Genomic DNA, 21,828 nt, shown 5'->3' on the forward strand with positions numbered 1-21,828 from the left:
CCTGGTGGGTGCCGACCGTTGGTCGGCACACCTGCCCCTCACACCCGCCCGAACACCAGCGCGGCGTTGGTGCCACCGAAGCCGAAGCTGTTGGACATCACCGTATCCAGCTTCTGCTCGCGGCTTTCGCGCAGGATCGGGAAGCTCTCCACCTTCGGGTCCAGCTCGCCGATGTTGGCCGAACCGGCAACGAAGCCATCGCGCATCATCAGCAGGCAGTAGATCGCCTCGTGCACGCTCGCCGCACCGAGCGAATGGCCGGACAGCGCCTTGGTCGAGGACAGCGGCGGCACCGCATCGCCGAACACTTCGCGGATCGCATTGAGCTCGGTGACGTCGCCCAGCGGCGTGGAGGTGCCGTGGGTGTTGAGGTAGTCCAGCGGGCGATCGACGCCCTGCAGCGCCATCTTCATGCAGCGCACCGCGCCTTCGCCGGACGGAGCGACCATGTCGGCGCCGTCGGAGGTCACGCCATAGCCGATCAGTTCGGCGTGGATGTGCGCGCCGCGCGCAACGGCGTGGTCGTAGTCCTCCAGCACCAGCATGCCGCCACCACCGGCGATGACGAAGCCGTCGCGGTCCTTGTCGTACGGACGCGAGGCGCTGGCCGGGGTTTCGTTGAAGCTGGTCGACAGCGCGCCCATCGCATCGAACATCACGCTCATCGACCAGTGCAGGTCTTCACCGCCACCGGCGAACATGATGTCCTGCGCGCCATGGCGGATCATGTCCGCGGCCGCGCCGATGCAGTGCGCCGAGGTCGCGCAGGCGGCCGACAGCGAATAGCTGACGCCCTTGATCTGGTAGGCCGTGGCCAGGCAGGCCGAGACCGTCGAGCACATCGTGCGCGGCACCATGTACGGGCCGACCTTGCGCACGCCACGTTCGCGCAGCAGGTCGACCGCGCCGATCTGCCATTCGCTGGAGCCGCCACCGGAACCGGCGATCAGGCCGGTGCGCAGGCTGCTGACCTGCTCGGCGCTGAGCCCGGCATCGGCGATGGCATCGCGCATGGCCAGATAGGCGAAGGCTGCCGCATCGCTCATGAAGCGCTTCTGCTTGCGGTCGATCAGTGCCTCCAGATCGAGGTCGACACGACCGCCGACCTGGCTGCGCAGGCCCGCTTCGGCGTGGTCGGCCAGGGCGGTGATGCCCGAGCGCCCTTCGCGCAGCGCGGCCGAAACGGTATCCAGATCATTGCCGAGGCAGGACGTGATGCCCATGCCGGTGATGACGACGCGACGCATCAGAAGCTCCCGGTTTCGGTGAACAGGCCGACGCGCAGGTCGCGCGCGCTGTAGATTTCGCGGTCATCCACGTACATGCGGGCGTCCGACTGGGCCATCACCAGCTTGCGGTTGATGACGCGGCTGATGTCGATCTCGTAGCGCACCAGCTTGGCCTCAGGCAGCACCTGGCCGGTGAACTTCACTTCGCCACAGCCCAGCGCGCGGCCCTTGCCGGGGGCGCCCAGCCAGGTCAGGAAGAAGCCGGTCAGCTGCCACATGGCGTCCAGGCCCAGGCAGCCGGGCATCACCGGGTCGCCAATGAAATGGCAGCCGAAGAACCACAGGTCCGGGCGGATATCCAGTTCGGCGCGTACCATGCCTTTGCCATGCGGTCCGCCGTCCTCGCGGATGTCGGTGATGCGGTCGAACATCAGCATCGGGTCGTTGGGCAGACGGCCGGCAGCGGTGCCGAACAGTTCACCGCGTGCGCTGGCCAGCAGCTGTTCGCGGTTGAACGCGTGGAGACGGGTCATGAAGCACAATCCTGGAAGCGAAGAACAGGGAAACAAGCGCCCGAGAATGCCCGTGGAAACTGCGCCGATCAAACATTTCAACCGTACGCAACCGTAGTGTTTTCAAGGGAATACGCGCATCCTGTTGATGTGCAACGACCATACTTCGGCGTGTGGCCCACCCGGCCCGGCCCCGCCTTTCCCACCTGACATGACCCGACTGCGCAAGATCATCCACGTTGACATGGACGCGTTCTACGCGTCGGTGGAGCAGCGCGACGATCCGTCACTGCGCGGCAAGCCGGTGGTCGTGGCATGGCGTGGCGCCCGCTCGGTGGTGTGTGCGGCGTCCTACGAGGCGCGCGTGTTCGGCGTGCGTTCGGCGATGCCCGCCGTGCGTGCCGAGCGCCTGTGCCCGGACGCGATCTTCGTGCCGCCGGACTTCGCGCGTTACAAGGCGGTGTCACAGCAGGTACGCGCGATCTTCCTGCGCCATACCGACCTGGTCGAGCCGCTGTCGCTGGACGAGGCCTATCTGGACGTGACCGAGCCGAAGAGTGGCATTGAACTGGCCACCGACATCGCCCGCACCATCCGCGCGCAGATCCGCGAGGAAACGAACCTGACTGCTTCAGCCGGGATCGCGCCGAACAAGTTCCTGGCCAAGATCGCCTCGGACTGGCGCAAGCCCGACGGCCAGTTCGTGATTCCACCGCAGCGCGTGGATGCGTTCCTGGCGCCGCTGCCGGTGAACCGCGTGCCCGGTGTCGGCAAGGTCATGGAAGGCAAGCTGGCCGCGCGCGGCATCGTCACCTGCGGCGACCTGCGGCAGTGGGCCTTGATCGATCTGGAAGAGGCATTCGGCAGCTTCGGCCGCAGCCTGTACAACCGCGCACGTGGCATCGACGAGCGGCCGGTGGAACCGGACCAGCAGGTGCAGTCGATCTCCTCGGAGGACACCTTCGCCGAAGACCTGCTGCTGGAAGACCTGACCGAGGCGATCGTGCAGCTGGCCGGGAAGACCTGGAACGCCACGCGCAAGACCGAGCGCATCGGCCACACCGTGGTGCTGAAACTGAAGACCGCGCAGTTCCGCATCCTCACCCGCAGCTTCACCCCGGAGCGCCCGCCGGAATCGATGGAAGAACTGCGTGACATCGCCCTGTCGCTGCGCGCGAGGGTCGATCTGCCGGCCGAGACGCGCTACCGCCTGGTCGGCGTCGGCCTTGGTGGCTTCCGCGAAAAGGAGGCGGTGGTGCAGGGGGAATTGTTCGAGCACGACATGATCAATCCCACAGATACCTAATCATCAAACAGTGGGGTCAGAGCCCGTTGCGCAGCAACGGGATCCGACCCCGTGCCGACCAACGGTCGGCACCCACCAACAGCAGCAGGTTCCATCAGCAGCAGGAAACTGTCGAAGGCGGGGTGGGTCCGGTTGCGGGGGCGTGAGCGCCATGGATGGCGCGACCGAGCCTCCATGGACGGATTGACGGCGTCCCCCGCAACCGGACCCCCCCCGCCCACCCTCAGGAAACCAGCTTCTGCCGTTGCTTCGGCTGTTGCCGTTGCATTGAGCGGGTGCAGGGCGCAGCCCTGCAAAAAGAAAACTCCCTACCTCACGGCCACTGCATCTCGCCCTTGGCCACCTTCGCACTCAGTTCCAGCGACGCCACGCCCGCCAGCTTCGGATAGCGCGCCTGCATCGCCTTCACCAGCGCCGCACTGTCCTTGGCCTTTGCCGTCTCGGCATCGAACGCGCGGATGTAGTCCGCCGTGAACACCAGCGCGCTGGCATCCAGTGCGGCACCCGGCGCGTAATGCCCCGGCACCACCACCTTCGGCTTCAGCGCCTGCAACCGCTGCAGGGTCTGCAGCCAGTCGGCATGCGACTTCGGCGTCTGCGTGTCGGCCATCCACACGTGTTCACCGGCCACCACCGGAATGCCGCCGACGATCGCGCGCAGCGACGGCACCCACAGCACCGTGCGGTCCGGGGCCGGGCCATCCAGGCCGATCAGCGGCAGGCGCTGGCCTTCCAGCTGCAGGGCATCGCCATCCAGCACCTGCGGCACCACGATGCGCGACGGCACGTCGGCACCCATCTTCGGCCCCCAGTAGGCCAGCTTGCCGGCCTGGGTCTGCTGGATGTGGGCAACGGTCTGCGCAGTGGCGACGATGCGTGCCTGCGGGAACGCGTCCTGCAGGGTAGCCAGGCCGAAGTAGTAGTCCGGATCACCGTGGCTGATGTAGATCGTTGTCAGCTGCTTGCCGCTGGCGCGGATCAGCTCGACCAGCTTGCGCGCATCGCTGGCGCCGAACTGCGCGTTGACCAGGATCGCATCGCGGCGGCCTTCGATCAGCACCGAGGACACCGAGAACATCGCCTGCGGACCGGGATGGAAGGTCTGCAGGTGCAGCTGGGATTTTGTCGCTGCCGCGGGCGCCGCGGTGGCCGGTGCGGCCAGCAGCGGCGCACTGGTGAAGCTGGCGGCCAGGGCGAGGGGAAGCAGCAGGGCAGCGGTGCGCATTGGAAATTCCTTGTGTCGAATGGGGAGCCGAACGTGGGCTATGCCGGGCGTCCTTGCCCGGGCCCCTGCGGGCCGTCGCAAGCGACGCTGGCAACGGCTCCTGCCGTTGCCTTCGGCTCTACAGCTGGGTAGCGCCGGGCCATGCCCGGCGGACGCCATGATCAGTACGCGGCCGTGATGATCTGCTTCGGGTACTGCTGCGCTTCCAGCTCGGCGACGAACGCGGCGCCGTAGTCGGCGTAGCTGATGCGGCTGTGGCCGCTGGCATCAGCGAGGAAGGCCTTGGGCTGCACGCGGTACTGGCCGCGCTCTTCGCCCGGGCCGATTTCGGCGGCCGGCGAGAAGAAGGTCCAGTCCAGGTCGTCCACCGCCTGCAGGCGATTGAAGGCTTCACGATGGGCCAGCGCGTACGGCTTGTAGGCCTCCGGGAAGTTGGGGGTATCGACCAGCTGCACGCCCGGCGCGACTTCCAGGCTGCCGGCGCCACCGACCACCACCAGGCGCGGTACGCCGGCCTTGCGCGCGGCGGCGGCCAGCTGCGCGGCCACTTCGCCGACGCGGCCGATGTCATCGCCCGGACGCGGGCCATAGGCGCTGGCCAGCACGTCGTGGCCGGCGATGGCGGCGACCAGGGCATCCTGGTCATCCAGCGAGGCGATCACCGGATGGGCACCGGCCAGTTCGGCCGGAAGATCCTGCGCGCTGCGCACGATGACGGTGAGTTCGTGGCCGTTGGCCAGCGCGTGGCGGGCGATCTGGCGGCCGATGTTGCCGGTGGAACCAACGAGGGCGATCTTCATGGCAGGACTCCGTGGGGCGGTGTGGGGTGGGAATGGGGCCACTCTAGGCCGCTGCAGTCGCTCGAAAAACAGCGTATAACGCGCTTGTTTGTTGCATGGATCGAGCATATGGACCGACTGACCGCCATGACCGTATTCGTCGAGGTGGCCGAGCGCGGCAGCCTCACCGCCGCCGCCGAGGTGCTGGACATGTCGCGGGCGATGGTCAGCCGCTACCTGGCCGAGGTCGAGGCTTGGCTGGGCGCGCGCCTGCTGCACCGGACCACGCGCCGGGTCAGCCTGACCGGCCCGGGCGAGGCGGCGCTGGCGCGCTTCCGGCAGATGCTGGCCATCGGCGAGGAACTGCAGGGCGAGCTGGCCAGCGACGATCCCGAACCGCATGGCACGCTGCGGGTGACCGCCAGCGTGTCGTTCGGGCAGAGCCACCTGGCGCGTGCGGTGGCCGCTTTTGTCGCACGCCATCCGGCGGCGCGCATCGAGCTGCTGCTGGTCGACCGCATGGTGAACCTGGTGGAAGAGCGGGTGGACCTTGCGGTGCGCATCGCCCGCCAGATCGATCCCAGCCTGATCGCACGACGGCTGGCCACCTGCCGCTCGGTGCTGTGCGCGACGCCGTCGTACCTGCAGGCGCGCGGTACGCCTACCGCCCCGGAACACCTGGCCGCGCACAACTGCCTGACCCATCACTACGTGGGCAAGAGCCTGTGGCAGCTGCACCGCGATGGCCGTTCGCTGTCGGTGGCGGTGGGCGGCAACATCAGCGCCAACGAAGCCTCGCTGTTGCTGGAAGCGGTGCGTGCGGGCGCCGGCATCGCGATGCTGCCGACCTACCAGGTGGCGCCACTGCTGCGCAGTGGCGAGCTGATCGAGTTGTTGCCCGAGTTCAGTCTGGACGAACTCGGCATTCATGCCGTGTACGCATCACGGCGCCAGCAGCCCGCTATCATGCGGCGATTCCTGGACTTCCTGGCCGAGTGTTTCGCCAGCCCGGCCTTCCAGGATCTGGATTGGCGCCCACCGGGCAAGGAGAACACATGAACCACGGACAGGCCTTGATCGACCACAACCGTGCTGCCTGGGACCGCCAGGCCAGTGAAGTGCGCGAATGGTCGCGCCCGGTGGAAAGTTCAACCGTTGCCGCCGCGCGCGAAGGACGTTGGCAGGTGCACCTGACGCCTCGCGCCCTGCCGCTGGACTGGCTGGGGGATGTGCGCGGCCGCCGCATCCTCTGCCTGGCCTCGGGCGGTGGCCAGCAGGCCCCGGTGCTGGCGGCGGCCGGGGCGGAGGTGACCGTGTTCGATCTGTCCGATGGCCAGCTCGAGCAGGATCGTCAGGTGGCGGCGCGTGATGGCCTGCAACTGCGCACGGTGCAGGGCGACATGCGCGATCTGCACGCCTTCGCCAACGACAGCTTCGATGTGGTGTTCCACCCGATCTCCAACCTGTACGTGCCCGACGTCCGGCCGGTGTGGACCGAATGCCGCCGCGTGCTGGCGCGTGATGGCATGCTGATGGCCAGCTTCTACAACCCGGTGCTGTTCGTCGGTGCACGCGATCCGCAGCTGGATGCACAGGGCCTGATCCGACCGCAGTACGCCATTCCCTATTCGGATCTGGAAGACCTGCCACCGGCCGAGCGCGAGGCGAAACTGGCGCGGGGCGATGCGCTGACCTTCGGCCACAGCCTGACCGAACTGATCGGTGGCCAGCTCGATGCCGGCTTCGTCATCGATCGCTTCATGGAAGACTGGCAGCCGCAGCCGCGCTTCCTGATCGACCGCTATCTGCCCACCTTCCTGGCTACCCGCGCGCGCCGGATCGGCTGAGGCGGATCGGTGCAAAAACCAGCGGCGTACAATGGACGGCCCCACGTCGCACAGGTGCCGTTCCCTTGTCGTATCCCTATCCGCTGGTCGTGTTCGACCTCGATGGCACGCTGGTCGACAGCGCTGCCGATATTGCCGAAGCACTGAACCGCACGCTGGAAGACATCGGCCTGGCGCGCGTGCCGGAAGCCACGGTTCTGGGCTGGATCGGCGACGGTGTGCGTCGTCTGGTCGAACAGGCGGTGCAGGCCGCCGGCCGCGAGGTGGACCTGGCCGAGGTGATGCCGGTGTTCATGGTGCACTACCGTGAGTGCCTGCTGCGCAGCCCGCGACTGTTCGACGGCGTGGGCGAAGCGCTGGCGCAACTGCGTGCGCGCAACGTGCCGCTGGCGATCTGCACCAACAAGCCCGAAGCACTGGTGCCGCCGCTGCTGCAGCACCTGGGTATCGGTGATGCATTCGCGCTGGTACTGGGGGGGGATTCGCTGCCGCAGCGCAAGCCCAGTGGCGAGCCACTGCGGCACATCGCCGCGCACTTCGGGCTGCCGGTGGAGTCCTGCCTGATGGTGGGTGATTCGTTGACCGACTACCGCGCCGCCGAAGAGGCCGGCATGCCGATCGCGCTGGTGCGCTACGGCTATCCGCGCGGCCTGGACCTGGCCACCGCGCATGCGGTGGCGGTGATCGACGACCTGCGTGAACTGCCGGGGTTGCGGGGCTGAAGCAGAGGGGTAGTGCCGGCCGCTGGCCGGCAACCCGGAATGCGTTGCCGAAGGTCATGATGTTGCCGGCCAGTGGCCGGCACTACCATGAACGTTGCGCTCACTTCGGCTGGTAACGCACGCTCAACTGGTACTCGCGGCCGGGCTGGTTGAACCATGCCACCGTTTCGTAGCGACGGTCGAAGACGTTGGCGGCACGTGCCAGCAGCGACCACGATGGCGTCAGTGCGTACTCAGCGCGCAGGTCCAGCGTGCCGTAGCCGCCCACCTTCACCGCGTTGGCGGCATCGTCGTAGCGCTTGCCGGCACCCTGCACGGTCAGGCCTGCGCGGAAATCGCCGAAGCGACGGTCGATGTCCAGGCGCGCGGTCTGCTGCGCGCGGCGTGGCAGCCAGTTGTCGAACTGGGTGCTGCCGCCGGTGCGGTTGCGCGGGTCGGTGTAGCTCAGCTGCGCGTTGATGTCGAAGCCGGCCAGCAGCACGCCGCCGGTCAGTTCGGCACCGCGGATGCGGGCCTTCTCCACCTGCTGCATCTTGAAGGTCGCCGCATCGTAGGTGATCAGATCATCGATGCGGGTTTCATACACATCCAGGCCCCAGTGCCAGCCCTGGCCCTGCTGCGAAACGCCCAGGTTGGCACTCTTGGATTTCTCCGGCTTCAACGTCGGCACGCCGCTCCACGGGTCGTACAGATCGCTGAAGGTCGGTGCCTTGAACGCCGTGCCATAGCTGGCGTTGAGGCGCAGGCCGTGGCCCAGCTCCATCGCCCAGCCAACGCTGCCGGTGGCGTGGTTGCCGAACTGCTGGTTGTCGTCGTTGCGTGCGCTGGCCTGCAGCTGGTGGCGGCCGAAGCGGCCCTGGTACTGCACGAACACGCCGGTGTTGCGGCGGCTGTCGACCAGGTAACCCGCGCTGCTGCCATCCAGGTTGTCTTCGCTCCAGTCCACGCCTGCGCTCAGCAGCTGGCCCTCGGCCACGCCGAAATCGCCCTGCAGGGAGGCGCTGTCGCGGTGGGTCTGTGCGCTGCCACGTGCACCGAAGTCGCCGAAGTTGTCCGACTCGTTGTCACTGCGGCCGACGTTGGCGGTGAATGCCAGGCGCTCGGACGGGGTGTAGCGCACCTTGCCGGCCAGCACCTGCTGGCGGGTTTCCGAATAGTTGTAGTAACCGTCGTAATGGTTCCTGCCGTCGGCGCGCAGGGCGCTGCCTTCCACGTTCCACTGGTCGTTGAAGGTGTAGCCACCGCGCAGGCTCTTGGACAGGTTGCGGTAACCGTCGCGGTCGGGCTCGTCGGCGAAGCAGCCGGCGAACAGCGTGGCCGAGCCGCGGCAGGCATCGATGCCGTCGGAATGCTGGTAGGCGATATCCGCACCGAACCAGCCGCGTTCGGTACCGCCGCCAATGCCACCGCTGGCTTCACGCAGGCCGTTGCTGCCACCGCCAAGCTGGAAGTGCGGGGCGAAATCACCCTGGTTGCGGCGGGTGAAGATCTGGATCACGCCACCGATGGCGTCGGCGCCGTACAGGCTCGACTGCGGGCCGCGCACGATTTCCACGCGCTCGATCTGCGCCAGCGGCAGGTCCTGGTACATGGCCAGGCCGAGGTCGGCGCTGTTGATGCGCACGCCGTCCACCAGCACTACGGTGTGGCCGGAATTGGTACCGCGCAGGAACAGCGAGCTCTGCTTGCCGAGGCCGCCGGCATTGGCCAGGTTGATGCCGGCGCGACCGCGCAGCAGTTCCTGCAGCGAAGTGGCCTGGCTGGATTCGATCTGGGCGCGGTCGATCACCTGCGCCGGCGCGATGCTGTCCTGCAGGGCGATCGGGGTGCGGGTGGCAGTGACCAGGATCTGGTCGAGCGCGGTGGTGTCATTGGCGGCCTGGGCCAGCGCGGGCAGGGCGGCCAGCACGGCCAGGGACAGCATTCGGGACTGCAGCTTCATGGGGGACTCCGGGTGCCACGCACGCCCGCGTGGCGAAGGGGAGGAGCCGCGAAGGCAGGCGTGCGCCGATGCCGCAGCGCACGCCACGGTCATCCAGCGCCATGCCCACCGCATCGCGACCTGAGGCTTCCGGGCCGGTCTCCGGGCTTGCCGCCGGGTGGCGCGAGGCCACCGTCCAGGCGCCTTCCCATGCCTGCGGCACAGTGGCGGTGTTGCCTGGAACTGACGTGCTTACCGTTGCGGGGGCAGCGCCGGCCTGGCGTGGAATCACGCGTCACCGGCTTCCCGTTTCAACCTGCCGGCCATGGCCGCAGGTCACCTGGAAGTGCGCGCAGTCTACGGCATCGCAGGCCGTCCCGTTGCGTCGCGCCTGCGCGACTGCCTTTGCTGTGCCTTTAGAATGGTTGCTCGATCCCGTGGTGCCGTTGCCGATGTCCGCCCGTTTTCCGCTGTACCTGCGTCGCCCGTCCGGGACGCGCGCATGATCCTCGACCTGGTCCGCCATGCCGGCAATGGCCGTGACGAGTTCCTTGATGGCCGCAGCGACCCACCGCAGCTGGCCGGGCTGCCGCAGGAGCTGGTCGAGGCCTATGCCGGGCAGCGCTGGGAGCGGGTGATCAGTTCACCGCGGTTGCGCGCGCTGCATACGGCGATGGCCCTGGCCACGCCGCGTGGGCTGGACGTGGAAGCGGACGAGGAATGGGAAGAGCTGGACTTCGGCGATTGGGACGGGCGGTCGCTGTTCGACTTGCCGGAGGATGCACTGGCGGCCTTCCATGCCGACCCGCACGCGTTCCCGCCGCCCAATGGCGAGAGCTGGGGCCACTTCGAGCGACGCATCGCGCGCGCGCTGGATCGCCTGCTCGATGATGACGATCCGGTGCCGACGCTGGTGGTCAGCCATGGCGGCCCGTTGCGCATGGTGCTGTCGCAGGTCTGCGGCCTGCCGATGTCGCTGTGCTGGGCGCTGCGTATCGACCACGGCACGCGCCTGCGGGTGTGGCTGGAGCGCGGCGAGATCGGGCTGGTGGGTGAGCTGCTGGAGCTGCAGCAGCCCTGAGCGCACTCGCCGGGCATGGCCCGGCGCTACCGATCCCGCATCACACTGGTAGTGCCGGCCGCTGGCCGGCATCCCCAGGAACGCGGAGGCCTCAATCCTCGTCCGCGCCCCCGGGCACGCTGTCCTCAGCGTCATCGTCGGCATCGAAGCGCTGCTCATGCACCGGGCCCGACGCCGGGCCGGCTGCCTTCAGCGGATGCGCAGCGATGCGTGCTTCGTAATCCTGCACCAGTGCTTCACGCTGTGGCTCGCTCAGCTCCTGCCAATGGCAGTCCAGCAACGCGCCTTCCAGCGAGTACAGCAGGTTCAGGCTGGGCTTGAAGCCGGCGCGCTTGACCTTGACGAAGGCGCCGACGGCTCCGATCGCAACCAGGTCGTCGCGGCTGCGCAGGCCGACCTGGCGCAGCCACGCCGCACTTTTCGGGCCGATGTTGCGCAGCTTCGGTGCGCTCATCCCAGCGCCTCGACGAACACGCGGGCGATGGCTTCCAGGCCAGCCTGGTCGTCGGCATCGAAGCGGCCGACCTTCGGGCTGTCGATGTCGAACACGCCGATCAGTTCATCGCCGCGCAGCAGCGGCACCACCAGTTCCGAGCGCGAGGCCGAATCGCAGGCGATGTGGCCGGGGAAGGCGTCGACGTCCTCTACGCGCTGGGTCACGCGCTGGCTGGCGGCAGCACCGCACACGCCCTTGTCCAGCGGGATGCGCACGCAGGCCGGCAGGCCCTGGAACGGGCCGACCACCAGTTCCTTGCCGTCGTACAGGTAGAAGCCCACCCAGTTCAGGTCGGGCAGGGCGTGGTAGACCAGGGCCGAGAGGTTGGCCGCGTTGGCGATGCGGTCGGACTCGGCGTAGACCAGGCCACGGGCCTGTTCCAGCAGCTGGGCGTATTGTTCCGGCTTGCTGCCGGTGAGCGAGGCATTTGCGAACATGCCAGCAGTCTAGCAAGCGTGCCGGGCCAGCGATAATGCACACACTGTTGCCCTGTTGGAGCCCGTCGATGCCGATGCCCGCCACGCTGCCGCCCGCCCTGTTCGTCACCGGTACCGATACCGAGATCGGCAAGACCGCGGCCAGCACCGCGCTGCTGCATGTGCTGCGCCGGCGTGGCCTGCGTGCGGTGGGGATGAAGCCGGTGGCCAGCGGCAGCGAAGACCTGGGCCGGGGCCTGCGCAACGAAGACGCATTGGCGCTGCAGGCGGCCAGCTGGCCGGTACCGGACTATGCCGATCTGAACCCGTATGCGTTGCGCCAGCCGCTGGCACCGGAGCTGGCCGCTGCCGAGGACGGCGTGCAGGTGGAGCTGGCGCCGATCGTGGCAGCGTTCGAGCGGCTGCGTGCGCAGGCCGATGTCGTGGTGGTGGAGGGTGTTGGCGGTTGGCTGGCACCAGTCTCGGCCACGCTCGACCAGCTCGACCTGGTGCGCGCATTGCGGTTGCCGGTGTTGCTGGTGGTGGGCATGCGGCTGGGCTGTGTCAACCACGCGCGTCTGACCGCGCAGTCGCTGCAGGCCAGCGGCGTGGAGTGCCTGGGCTGGATCGGCAACCACATCGACCCGGCGATGCAGCGCCAGGATGAGAACATCGCAACGCTGCAGCAGCGCCTGCCGATGCCGTGCTGGGGGCGGCTGCCACATCTGCCGGGCGCGGATGGCCAGATCCTGAGCACGCATCTGCTCGATTGACCTGGGGTAGTGCCGGCCGCTGGCCGGCAACCTCGATGTATCCACCTGCGTGCAGTTGCCGGCCAGCGCCCGGCACTACCGTGCTGCGGCCGCCAGCTCCCGCGCGATCGCACCCAACCGCTCCACCGCGCCGATGAAGCGTGCATCCAGCGTCTGGCAGCACGACAGCCGCAGGCAATGGCGATACCGCGCGCCGCGTGAATAGACCTGGCCGGGCATGAACACGATGTCCTCCTGCAGCGCTCGCTCGAACAGCTCGCGCGTGTCCACGCCCGGCAGTTCCAGCCACAGCAGGAAGCCACCCTGCGGTTCGGTGGCGCGGGTGCCGGCCGGGAAGTGCTCGGCCACCAGCTGGCGCAGCCGTCCCACCTGTTCGCGGTACAGCCGGCGCATGCGATGCAGGTGGTGCTCGTAGCTGCCGGCCTCCAGATACGCCGCCACCGCGTCGCCAAGCAGCTGCGGCTCGCCGCCGGTGGACTGGAATTTCAGCAGCGCGATGCGCTCGGCGAAGCGGCCGCCATCGAGCCAGCCGATGCGGTAATCCGGCGCCAGCGTCTTGGAAAAGCCGCCGACCACCATCACCCAGCCATCGCGATCGAAGGCCTTCAGGAGCGGTGCCGGCGGTTCGCAGAACTGCAGCTCGGCATACACCGCATCTTCGATCAGCGGCAGCTGGCGTGCGTTGACCAGTTCGGCCAGGCGTTGCTTGGCGGCGGTCGGCATGGTGCAGCCGAGCGGGTTGTGCACGGTCGGCATCACCACCAGTGCGGCCAGCGGCGTGTGCTCCAGCAGCGCGTCCAGCGCATCCACATCCAGGCCGAGCTGCGGATGGGTGGGCAGTTCGATGGCCTGCAGGCCGAGGTTGGCCAGCAACGGGTAGAGGTTGAAGTAGGACGGCGCCTCGATGCCGACCGCATTACCGGGCTGGGTGACCGCGCGTAGCGCCAGCTGCAGCCCTTCCATCGCACCGTGGGTCAGCAGCAGGCGTTCGCTGTGGGTATGCAGGCCCATGCGCGGGCCGCGGCGCACGATCTGCGCCAGCAGCCGTGGCGAGCCGTTGGGGCGAGCGTAGGTTTCCACGGTCTGCTGGCCATGGCGCAGTACCTGCGCCGTGTGCTTGGCCAGCTGCGCTCCGGGGTAGAACTGGCGACCGCGCGGGCCGGCAAAGGCCAGGTCGATCACGCCGGGGCGGCGCTGTGCTTCCAGCACGCGGGCCATCAGTACCTGCTGCAGCGGCGCGGTGGGCGCAGACGGTGTGTCGCGCAGCGAACGTTCCGGCACCGACAGCCGCGGCGCGACCTCGAAGCCGGCCTTGGGCCGCGGAATGACCAGACCAGCGTCTTCCAGCTGGCGGTAGGCGGCGATCACCGTGTTCAGGCTGAGCCGGCGCTGCAGGGCCATCTGCCGCAGCGAAGGCAGGCGGCTGCCTACCGGAAGCCGGCCGCCATGGATGGCCTCGGCCAGTTCGTCGGACAGCCGTTGGTAGCGGGGGGGGATCATTGCGCTCTGATCATCTGTATCCATCGAGTTTCCCGCCATCTGGTGCTGTACCCATGATGACGGCGAGCCTAGCATGTCGTTGTCGGCCGGGCCTGATCGGGGCACGGCCGGTACTTTCCAAGCGCACGGCTGGATGGCCGTGCGTCTTTTTTTGGTAGTGCCGGCCGCTGGCCGGCAATCCCTGGAACCGCAGGAGCCGGCCAGCGGCCGGCACTACCCGGGGCGTTACCGCATTGGCAGGAGCGTCACCGAGCGCCAGCCGGCCCCATGGAAATGCCGTCAGCGCATCGGCACCAGCACCGCATCGCGCCGGTACAGCCCCGGGAACTGCCTGCCCAGCGCGGCCAGCTTTGGCGCGTCGTAGTAGCGGATGTAGGCGGCCTGCGGGTAGTTGGTCATGTAATTCTGGTGGTAGCTCTCGGCCGGGTAGAAGCGCTGGCCGCTGACCAGCTGGGTGACGATCGGCGCGCGGAAGCTGCCGGCCTGGCCGAGCTGGGCGATGTAGGCGCGGCTGGCCGCCTGCTGGCGGGCGTCGTCAGTGAAGATCGCCGACCGGTACTGGCTGCCGTGGTCGGGCCCCTGACGGTTGAGCTGGGTCGGGTCGTGCACCACCGAGAAGAACACCTGCATCAACTGCCCATAGCTGACCTGGCGTGGGTCGTAGTCGACCTTCACCGCTTCGGCATGACCGGTCTGACCGCTGCTGACCCGCTCATAGCGGGCATTGGCAGCGCTGCCACCGATGTAGCCGGACACCGCATTACTCACGCCTTTGACATGCTGGAACACGCCCTGCACGCCCCAGAAGCAACCGCCGGCGAACACCACGCTGGCGTGGGTGGCGTCATCGCGGAACGCGGCATCGCCGCTGGGTGCTGGCAGCGCGCCGGTCTGCGCGCTGGCTTCGACCGGTGCCGCGATGGCGCCATGGTCAACGAGCAGCACGCCGGCGATGAGTGCCGTGGCCACCAGTCCGGCAACGCCAGCGGCAATGCCCTGTTCAAAGGAGAATTTCATCGTGTCCTCCCGGTTCAACCGAAGGTGAAGGCATAGGCCTGCACGCCCGCATCGAGGAATTCGATCTCGAAGCGGTGCGGGCTGACCGTGCCGCGTTGGCGCACCAGCTGGTAGAGGCGGTGCTCGTCGACCACGCCGCTGCCATCGGCGCCGACATCAGTGCCGGCATCGGTGGCGGGCAATGGCTTGCCATCCAGCAGGACGCGGAAGCGCACCGGCTTTCCTTCCTGGCCCGGTGCCAGCACCAGGTGCAGGTCGCGCGCATGGAACTGGAAGGCGATGCGGCCACCGGCCTGCTGCAGCTGCGCAGCCTCGTCGGTAACGGTCCAGCGTCCGGACAGGCCCCACTGGTTCAACGCCAGGCTGGCCGGCAACGTGTAGTCGAACGCGGTGTCGCTGCGCTGCCCACCGGGCGAGGCGAACTGCTCGGCACGGGCGTGGCCCAGATAGGTTTCCGGCGAGCGCAGATTGCCCATGTCGGCCTGCGCAGCCACGCCCTTCAGATCGGCGGCGGCCGGATCGGCCGGCGGCGGCAGGTTCGTCTGGCCGGCCTCGGTCAGCAAGCGACGGATCACCTGTTCCGAGCGCGCATAGTTGCCCTCGCCGAACTGGTGGCCGCGGATGTTGCCCTGCGCATCGACGAAGTACTGCGCCGGCCAGTAGCGGTTGTTGAACGCGCGCCAGATCGTGTACTGGTTGTCCAGCGCCACCGGGTACTCAACCTTCAGCTGCTGCACCGCCTTCATGACGTTGCGCGGGTCACGCTCGAAGGCGAACTCCGGCGTGTGCACGCCGACCACTACCAGGCCGTGGTAGCGGTAGCGGCGTTCCCATTCGTGCACGAACGGCATCGCGCGCAGGCAGTTGATGCAGGAGTACGTCCAGAAATCGACCAGTACCACCTTGCCGCGCAACTGCTGGGCCGTCAGCGGTGGGCTGTTGAGCCAGCCGGTGGCACCATCCAGCGCGGGCAGGGTGCCTTCCACTGGCAGCGGTGCATTGGCATTCGCATCGGGGCCCGCCATCATCATCGACGGTGCTGCCGGCTGCGCACCGGGAACGGCATCCAGCAGGCCCTGCTCGATGCGCGCGGTGCTGACCGTAGACAGCCGGGTCAGCAGGCCGGTATCCCAGCCCAGGCCGATCGCCACCACCGCCAGCAGTGCGGCCACGCCCAGTACCTTGCGCAGCACATCGCCGAGGCCGAGCCGCGCCTGCAGCGCGCGGAACACGCGGCCACCTACCCATACCGCCAGCGCCAGTGCGGTAATTGCGCCCAGCGCGTAGGCCAGCAGCAGCGTGCTGGTGCCGGCGCTGGCCCCGTGCAGCGCGGCACCGGTCAGCACCAGGCCGAGGATCGGCCCGGCGCAGGGTGCCCACAGCAGGCCGGTGGCGATGCCGATCAGCAGCGAGGTCCACGCACCGCCACGCCCCGCTGCGTCGGCCGCATCGGCACGCGCGCTCAAGCGGGCACCCACGCGCTGGAACGGCGCCAGCAGGTGGTCGGCCAGTCGTGGCCAGAGCAATGCCAGTGCGAACAGCGCCATCAGCAGCAGGGCGATCCAGCGTCCGACCTGGTTGGCCTGTGCCACCCATTGGCTGCCCACCGCAGCCAGGCTGGCGACCACGGTGAAGGTGAGTGCCATGCCCAGCAGCAGCGGCAGCGTGCTGCGCAGGAAGGGGCGGTCGGCACGCGCGAACACGAACGGCAGCACCGGCAGGATGCAGGGACTGAGCAGGGTCAGCGCGCCCCCCAGGTAGGCAAGCAGCAACAGCAGCATCGTCAGGCTCCGGAAGCAGGGGAAGAACCGACCGGCACCCGCCAGCCATCGGCAGTACCGCCCTCAGCGGCACCGGGAACGAACACCATCGCCGCGCCGTTCATGCAGTAGCGAAGTCCGGTTGGGCGAGGCCCGTCGTTGAACACATGGCCGAGGTGGCCACCGCAGCGGCGGCAGTGCACCTCCACCCGCAGCATGCCGAAGGTGACGTCGCGGTCTTCGCCGATGGCGTTGTGCAGCGGCGCCCAGAAGCTGGGCCAGCCGGTGCCGCTCTCGAACTTGGTGGAGGAGGAGAACAGCGGCAGCGCACAGCCGGCGCAGGCAAACGTGCCCTGCCGGTGTTCCTTGTTGAGCGGGCTGCTGTACGGGCGCTCGGTCGCCTGCTGGCGCAGCACTGCGTACTGCGCCGGGGTCAGGCGCTGGCGCCAGTCGGCATCGCTGCGCATGACCTCGAACTGTCGCGACGGGCGCGCTTCAGCGGCGGCCGGGGCGGCACGGCTGCAGGCCCCCAGGCCGAGCAGGCCGGCGGCGGTGGCAACACCGCCCAGGCCCAGCAGATGGCGTCGGGTAAGGGACATGGCGGACTCCGGGAAGGGGCGACGGGGCCATGCTGCGCCCGCCCGGGTCAACGAATCCTCACGCAGGATTCAATTTTTCGTGAGGTATCGGCGTCCATCCCGCGCCACAATGCAGCCAGCCTCCCCACTGGCCCCGAGCTGCCGATGTCCACCAAACGCGTGCTGATCGTTGAAGACGATGCCCACATCGCCGACCTGCTGCGCATGCATCTGGGCGATGAGGGCTACGACGTCGCCCATGCCGCCAGCGGCGATGCCGGCCTGCGCCTGCTCGAGCAGGAAGGGCCATGGGATGCGCTGGTGCTGGACGTGATGCTGCCCGGCGTGGACGGCTTGCAGGTGTGCCAGCGTGCACGCGCGATGGCGCGCTATGTGCCGATCATCATCATCAGCGCGCGAGGCAGCGAAACGCAGCGCATCGTCGGCCTGGAACTGGGGGCGGATGATTACCTGGCCAAGCCCTTCTCGATGCCGGAACTGGTGGCACGGGTGCGCGCATTGCTGCGCCGGGCCGAGGCGATGGCGCAGAGCGCGCGCATCGATGCCGGCGCGATCGAGCTGGGCGGCCTGCAGCTGGACCCGGTCGCGCGTACCGCCTCAGTGGATGGCAACGCACTGGAGCTGACCCCGCGCGAGTTCGACCTGCTGCTGTTCTTCGCCCGTCATCCGGACCAGGTGTTCGCGCGCATGGAACTGCTCAACCAGGTCTGGGGCTACCAGCACGATGGCTACGAGCACACGGTCAACACCCACATCAATCGCCTGCGCAGCAAGATCGAGCCGGACCCGGCCAATCCACGGCGGTTGCTGACGGTGTGGGGCCGTGGCTACAAGCTGGTCGATCCTGCCGGGGCGGCGGCATGATCAAGCCGAACCTGTGGCAGAAGCTGGCGGCGGTGATCGCTGCGCTGATGCTGATGTGCTGCATGGCATTGCTGGCGCTGCAGATGCGCGCCAACACCCGCCACGAGCAGGAAGTGGTGCAGCGGTTGTCGCTGGGCCTGGCCAAGCACATTGCCCAGCGCAGCGAACTGATGGACACCAGCGGCATGCGTGATGCCGCCGTGCGCGCGCTGTTCGGCCAGCTGATGGCGGTCAACCCCAGCGTCGAGGTCTACCTGCTGGACGACCAGGGCCGCATCCTCGGCCACGATGCGCCGACAGGCCATCTGGTGCGCAACCGGGTGGACGTGGCACCGCTGCGCCGGCTGCTGGCCGGTGCGCCGTTGCCGATCCTGGGCGATGACCCGCGCAGCACGGACGGCCGCAAGGTGTTCAGTGCCGCGCCGCTGATCGTGCAGGGTCGCCAGGCCGGTTATGTGTACGTGGTGCTGGTCGGCGAACACCGTCAGATGCTGTCCGACGACCTTGCCGCCGGCAGCCAGTGGAACACCACGCTGTGGTCGGTGATGCTGGTCGGCAGCCTGGGCCTGCTGGCCGGGCTGGTGGCCTTCTACTGGGTGACGCGCCCGCTGCGGCGGCTGACCCGGCGCATCCAGGCCTTCGACATCGACGCACCCACGCCGTTGCCGCCGCCGGAGCCGCTGCGTCCCGGTGAGCGCGACGAGCTGGTGATCCTCGAACACGCACACGCGCAGATGGCGCAGCGGCTGGGCGAGCAGTGGCAGCAGCTGCGCCAGCAGGACCTGCAGCGCCGCGAGCTGGTCGCCAACATCTCGCACGACCTGCGCACGCCGTTGTCATCGCTGCACGGCTATCTGGAAACGCTGGCGCTGAAAGACGCCACGCTGTCGCCGGACGAGCGCCGCCGCTACCTCGGTATCGCGCTGGCGCAGAGCGCCAAGGTTGGCCGGCTGGCGCGTGCGCTGTTCGAGCTGGCGCGGCTGGAACATGGCGAAGTGCGCCTGGAGTGGGAGGTGTTCGCATTGCCGGAGCTGCTGCAGGACGTGCTGCAGAAATTCGAGCTGGCGGCGCAGGCTCGCAACCAGTACCTGCACGCGGACTTCCCGCCCGGCCTGCCGCTGGTGCGCGCCGATCTGGGCCTGGTCGAGCGGGTGCTGACCAACCTGCTCGACAACGCGCTGCGGCATGCGCCCGACGGTGGGCGGATCGAGGTGTGCCTGCGCGCGACGCCGGACAGCGTGGAGGTGAGCGTGGCCGATGATGGACCTGGTGTTGCCCCTGCACTGCGCACGCAGCTGTTCCAGGCACCGGCCGCGCTGGGCGCGCGACGTGGAGAGAACGGCGGGTTGGGCCTGCTGATCGTGCAGCGCATCGTGCAGTTGCACGGCCGTCGCATCGAACTGCGTGACAGCGAGCGCGGCGCGTTGTTCGCGTTTGCGTTGCCGCGTGCGGAACCAGCGGTCTAGCAGGCCGCATCGCACTCCACGGCAGCGCCGCTTTCCAACGGCAGGTGCAGTCGGATGCAGGCACCACCCAGCTCCGAATCGGTTACTTCGACCTGGCCGCCATGCTTGTCGGCCACCACCTGCACCAGCGCCAGTCCGAGGCCGAAACCGGGGCTACCCGGATCCAGCCGCACATAGGGTTGCAGCACCTGGCCGCGCAGTTCGGGTGCGATGCCGGGGCCATCGTCCTCCACCTGCAGGCACAGCCAGCCGTCGTTGACCGTGCTGGCGATACGGATCTGCCGCCGCGCATAGCGCAGGGCATTGCCGAGCAGGTTGCGCAGTGCCAGTTCCAGCATGTGCCGGTTGACGTTGACCAGGCCCGCCGGCGACAGCACCTGCTGTACCGGCATCGGCAGCGGTGCGAACTGGGCCACCACGCCACGTACCAGTGCCGCCAGCTGCAGGCGCTGGCGGGTCAGCTGATGGCAGCGGCCGAGCGCGGCGTACTCGACGCCGGCATCGGTGAGGTGCTGCAGCCGATCGACATCAGTGCGCAGGCCGCCCAAGGCATCACGCTGGATCTCGTCCAGCGCGGTGTCCTCCAGGTCGGCCAGGCCGAAACGCATCCGCGCCAGCGGCGTGCGGACTTCGTGCGCCACCGCCTGGGCCAGCACGCGCTGGCTTTCCAGCAGCTGCTGCAGCTGCTCGGCCATGTGATTGAAGGCATTGGCCAGCGGCCGCACCAGCGCGGTTCCGGCGCGCGGCGCGCGGGTATCCAGCTGGCCGTCGCGCATCTGCCGGGCGGCCTGGGCCAGCTGCGAGACGTCGCGCCACAGGCGGTAGACCATCACGTACATCGGCAGCGCCACGGCCACCATCAGGATCAGCAGCAGGATCGCCACGCCTGACACTTCGCTGTCCTGCCAGCCCTCGTCAGGCAGCGCTTCGTCCAACGGCCCGAGCATCACCGCGTAGTCGCTGTCGCCGATCCGCTGCAGGCTGCGCATGTGCTCCAGGTCGATCTGCACCCGGCCGTTGCTGAAGGGGGGGCGCTGGCTGGCCGGCAGCGCCTTCATCGCCTCTGCCAACGGCACCATGCGCAGGGCATAGGCGAAGTCGGCGTCCAGTTCGCGCGCCAGCGTCGGCCACTGCTCGCGCGGGGTTTCGGCGAAGCGGTGCTGCAGCAGGGCATGGGTACCGCGCATCTCGGCCAGCAGTCCGGCTTCGGTGCGGTCTTCCAGCAGCGCATCCCAGGCCCACAGGCCCAGCACGATCAGTAGCAGGTGGGCGACCAGGAAGCCGATGCCGTAGCGCAGGAAGTGGAAGGCGTGGCCGCGCATCGCCGAGGGCGTGCGCTTCATCCCCATGCCGAGCGGCTGAACAGGTAGCCGCGGCCACGCACGGTCTTGATCCGCTCCGGTTGTTCAGGGTTGTCGCCCAGCTTGCGGCGCAGGCGCGAGATGCGTGCATCGATCGAACGGTCCAGGCCGTCGAAGGCGATCCCGCGCAGGCCGCGCAGCAGCGCATCGCGGTCCAGGATCTGGCCGGCATTGCTGGCCAGCAGGAACAGCAGGTCGAACTCGGCAGTGGTGAGCTCCAGCAGCGCGCCCTGCAGGTGCACGTTGCGGGTGGACGGGTCGATGCTCAGCTCGCCGAAGCGGAGGCTGCCGTCGCGTGGTTCGACCCGGCGGTGGCGGCGCAGGTGGGCGCGCAGGCGGGCCAGCAGCACCCGTGGTTCGATCGGCTTGCCGATGTAATCATCGGCGCCCAGTTCCAGTCCCAGCACCTGGTCGATGTTGTCGGTGCGGGCGGTCAGCACGCAGATGATGCCGTCATAGTGGGGGCGGATCTGCCGACACACTTCGAAACCATCCTGGTCGGGCAGGCCGACATCGAGCAGGACCAGGGCGGGCTTGTCGGCCAGGATCCGGGCCACCGCACGCTCACCGCTGCGCTCGTGGGCCACCTGGTAGCCATGCCGCTGCAGATAGTCGCTGACCATCGTACCCAGGCGGGCATCGTCTTCGACCAGTACGATATCCAGCATTTTCAAGGCCTCCGTGGACGCACACGTACCGCCACGGCACGAGCGCGGCGATGCTATCCCAGCCTTCGGGCCGCCCGGGTCCCGGGGGCGGGCGCCATTCAGCCGGGGTTGCTGGCGCACGGGCCGGGCCTCAGGCCTGGCAACAACTTGGCGTCCAGCATAGCCTGATGCTGTTACAAAACGTTACCTTCGTGATACGCACGGTGACCATCGCTGACAGCAATGCGACTGACGCAGGGCCGGGGGCGGGCCGAGCATGGAGTCTCCTCCGCTCCGCGTGTCGCTC

General features: G+C 68.5%; 21 protein-coding genes and 1 riboswitch. Of the genes, 8 read left to right on the top strand and 13 right to left on the bottom strand.

Going from position 1 to position 21,828, the window contains the following annotated elements:
• Window positions 1–38 precede the first annotated feature (38 nt).
• On the bottom strand, window positions 39–1,247 hold the full coding sequence (fabB, locus tag AC5P9F_RS12800) for a beta-ketoacyl-ACP synthase I (protein WP_012479031.1): 1,209 nt from the start codon (window positions 1,245–1,247) through the stop codon (window positions 39–41).
• Window positions 1,247–1,762: a 3-hydroxyacyl-[acyl-carrier-protein] dehydratase FabA gene (gene fabA, locus AC5P9F_RS12805; protein ID WP_005407930.1), complete on the bottom strand. Its 516-nt coding sequence runs from the start codon at window positions 1,760–1,762 to the stop codon at window positions 1,247–1,249. The genes fabB and fabA overlap by 1 nt, the downstream gene beginning before the upstream one ends.
• Window positions 1,763–1,952: 190 nt before the next feature.
• Here fabA and dinB point away from each other — a divergent pair, with 190 nt between their 5' ends.
• Window positions 1,953–3,047 carry a DNA polymerase IV gene (gene dinB / locus AC5P9F_RS12810; RefSeq protein WP_111188501.1) on the top strand — a complete coding sequence of 365 codons (1,095 nt, stop codon included), beginning with the start codon at window positions 1,953–1,955 and terminating at the stop codon, window positions 3,045–3,047.
• A 313-nt stretch (window positions 3,048–3,360) separates the two neighbouring features.
• Here dinB and AC5P9F_RS12815 read toward each other — a convergent pair whose 3' ends face one another.
• Together AC5P9F_RS12815 and AC5P9F_RS12820 are read right to left on the bottom strand one after the other, a co-directional pair.
• The gene (locus AC5P9F_RS12815) at window positions 3,361–4,272 is read right to left on the bottom strand and encodes an MBL fold metallo-hydrolase (RefSeq protein WP_111189398.1); all 912 of its coding nucleotides are present in this window, start codon (window positions 4,270–4,272) and stop codon (window positions 3,361–3,363) included.
• Between the two features lie 161 nt (window positions 4,273–4,433).
• Window positions 4,434–5,072 carry an NAD(P)-dependent oxidoreductase gene (locus AC5P9F_RS12820; RefSeq protein WP_012479034.1) on the bottom strand — a complete coding sequence of 213 codons (639 nt, stop codon included), beginning with the start codon at window positions 5,070–5,072 and terminating at the stop codon, window positions 4,434–4,436.
• Between the two features lie 108 nt (window positions 5,073–5,180).
• On the opposite strand from AC5P9F_RS12820, the gene AC5P9F_RS12825 reads away from it, so the two are divergent.
• The 3 genes from AC5P9F_RS12825 to gph all read left to right on the top strand — a co-directional run bounded on the left by AC5P9F_RS12825 (window position 5,181) and on the right by gph (window position 7,620).
• Complete coding sequence (locus AC5P9F_RS12825) at window positions 5,181–6,110, top strand: LysR family transcriptional regulator (protein ID WP_012479035.1); 930 nt, start codon at window positions 5,181–5,183, stop codon at window positions 6,108–6,110.
• A complete protein-coding gene (locus AC5P9F_RS12830; protein WP_012479036.1) occupies window positions 6,107–6,898 on the top strand; it encodes a class I SAM-dependent methyltransferase in 792 nt (263 codons plus the stop codon). Before AC5P9F_RS12825 ends, AC5P9F_RS12830 begins: the two co-directional genes overlap by 4 nt.
• A gap of 65 nt (window positions 6,899–6,963) precedes the next feature.
• On the top strand, window positions 6,964–7,620 hold the full coding sequence (gene gph, locus AC5P9F_RS12835) for a phosphoglycolate phosphatase (RefSeq protein ID WP_024957092.1): 657 nt from the start codon (window positions 6,964–6,966) through the stop codon (window positions 7,618–7,620).
• Window positions 7,621–7,720: 100 nt separating this feature from the next.
• Here gph and btuB read toward each other — a convergent pair whose 3' ends face one another.
• The gene (btuB, locus tag AC5P9F_RS12840) at window positions 7,721–9,562 is read right to left on the bottom strand and encodes a TonB-dependent vitamin B12 receptor (RefSeq protein WP_012479038.1); all 1,842 of its coding nucleotides are present in this window, start codon (window positions 9,560–9,562) and stop codon (window positions 7,721–7,723) included.
• A 115-nt stretch (window positions 9,563–9,677) separates the two neighbouring features.
• A riboswitch (cobalamin riboswitch) is annotated at window positions 9,678–9,900 on the bottom strand.
• A gap of 143 nt (window positions 9,901–10,043) precedes the next feature.
• On the opposite strand from btuB, the gene AC5P9F_RS12845 reads away from it, so the two are divergent.
• Window positions 10,044–10,622 carry a histidine phosphatase family protein gene (locus AC5P9F_RS12845; protein WP_005407938.1) on the top strand — a complete coding sequence of 193 codons (579 nt, stop codon included), beginning with the start codon at window positions 10,044–10,046 and terminating at the stop codon, window positions 10,620–10,622.
• A 91-nt stretch (window positions 10,623–10,713) separates the two neighbouring features.
• Here AC5P9F_RS12845 and AC5P9F_RS12850 read toward each other — a convergent pair whose 3' ends face one another.
• Window positions 10,714–11,076 (bottom strand): TfoX/Sxy family protein, encoded by a 363-nt coding sequence (locus AC5P9F_RS12850; protein ID WP_012479039.1) that lies wholly within the window; start codon window positions 11,074–11,076, stop codon window positions 10,714–10,716.
• Complete coding sequence (locus tag AC5P9F_RS12855) at window positions 11,073–11,555, bottom strand: GAF domain-containing protein (RefSeq protein WP_005407940.1); 483 nt, start codon at window positions 11,553–11,555, stop codon at window positions 11,073–11,075. Before AC5P9F_RS12855 ends, AC5P9F_RS12850 begins: the two co-directional genes overlap by 4 nt.
• A gap of 68 nt (window positions 11,556–11,623) precedes the next feature.
• Here AC5P9F_RS12855 and bioD point away from each other — a divergent pair, with 68 nt between their 5' ends.
• Window positions 11,624–12,307: a dethiobiotin synthase gene (gene bioD, locus AC5P9F_RS12860; protein WP_012479040.1), complete on the top strand. Its 684-nt coding sequence runs from the start codon at window positions 11,624–11,626 to the stop codon at window positions 12,305–12,307.
• 75 nt (window positions 12,308–12,382) lie between these two features.
• On the opposite strand, the gene AC5P9F_RS12865 is transcribed toward bioD, so the two are convergent.
• The 4 genes from AC5P9F_RS12865 to msrB all read right to left on the bottom strand — a co-directional run bounded on the left by AC5P9F_RS12865 (window position 12,383) and on the right by msrB (window position 17,183).
• Window positions 12,383–13,831 (bottom strand): aminotransferase-like domain-containing protein, encoded by a 1,449-nt coding sequence (locus tag AC5P9F_RS12865; protein WP_044569479.1) that lies wholly within the window; start codon window positions 13,829–13,831, stop codon window positions 12,383–12,385.
• Window positions 13,832–14,086: 255 nt separating this feature from the next.
• Entirely contained in the window at window positions 14,087–14,824 is a 738-nt protein-coding gene (gene msrA / locus AC5P9F_RS12870; RefSeq protein WP_099561304.1) for a peptide-methionine (S)-S-oxide reductase MsrA, read from the bottom strand.
• A 14-nt stretch (window positions 14,825–14,838) separates the two neighbouring features.
• Window positions 14,839–16,605, bottom strand: coding sequence for a cytochrome c biogenesis protein DipZ (locus tag AC5P9F_RS12875; protein ID WP_100438831.1), 1,767 nt, complete (start codon window positions 16,603–16,605; stop codon window positions 14,839–14,841).
• 2 nt (window positions 16,606–16,607) lie between these two features.
• Window positions 16,608–17,183, bottom strand: a complete 576-nt coding sequence (gene msrB / locus AC5P9F_RS12880) for a peptide-methionine (R)-S-oxide reductase MsrB (protein WP_005407946.1) — start codon at window positions 17,181–17,183, stop codon at window positions 16,608–16,610.
• Between the two features lie 144 nt (window positions 17,184–17,327).
• Between msrB and AC5P9F_RS12885 the strand changes: the two genes are divergently transcribed.
• Together AC5P9F_RS12885 and AC5P9F_RS12890 are read left to right on the top strand one after the other, a co-directional pair.
• Window positions 17,328–18,047, top strand: coding sequence for a response regulator transcription factor (locus tag AC5P9F_RS12885; RefSeq protein ID WP_005407947.1), 720 nt, complete (start codon window positions 17,328–17,330; stop codon window positions 18,045–18,047).
• Window positions 18,044–19,513: a sensor histidine kinase gene (locus AC5P9F_RS12890; RefSeq protein WP_308679880.1), complete on the top strand. Its 1,470-nt coding sequence runs from the start codon at window positions 18,044–18,046 to the stop codon at window positions 19,511–19,513. Before AC5P9F_RS12885 ends, AC5P9F_RS12890 begins: the two co-directional genes overlap by 4 nt.
• Here AC5P9F_RS12890 and AC5P9F_RS12895 read toward each other — a convergent pair.
• Both AC5P9F_RS12895 and AC5P9F_RS12900 read right to left on the bottom strand, forming a co-directional pair.
• Window positions 19,510–20,856 (bottom strand): ATP-binding protein, encoded by a 1,347-nt coding sequence (locus AC5P9F_RS12895; protein ID WP_043033912.1) that lies wholly within the window; start codon window positions 20,854–20,856, stop codon window positions 19,510–19,512. The two genes, AC5P9F_RS12890 and AC5P9F_RS12895, sit on opposite strands and share 4 nt — an antisense overlap.
• On the bottom strand, window positions 20,853–21,542 hold the full coding sequence (locus tag AC5P9F_RS12900) for a winged helix-turn-helix domain-containing protein (RefSeq protein WP_005407950.1): 690 nt from the start codon (window positions 21,540–21,542) through the stop codon (window positions 20,853–20,855). Before AC5P9F_RS12900 ends, AC5P9F_RS12895 begins: the two co-directional genes overlap by 4 nt.
• Between the last annotated feature and the right edge of the window lie 286 nt (window positions 21,543–21,828).

The organism is Stenotrophomonas sp. YJH_SMC_4, assembly GCF_059371575.1.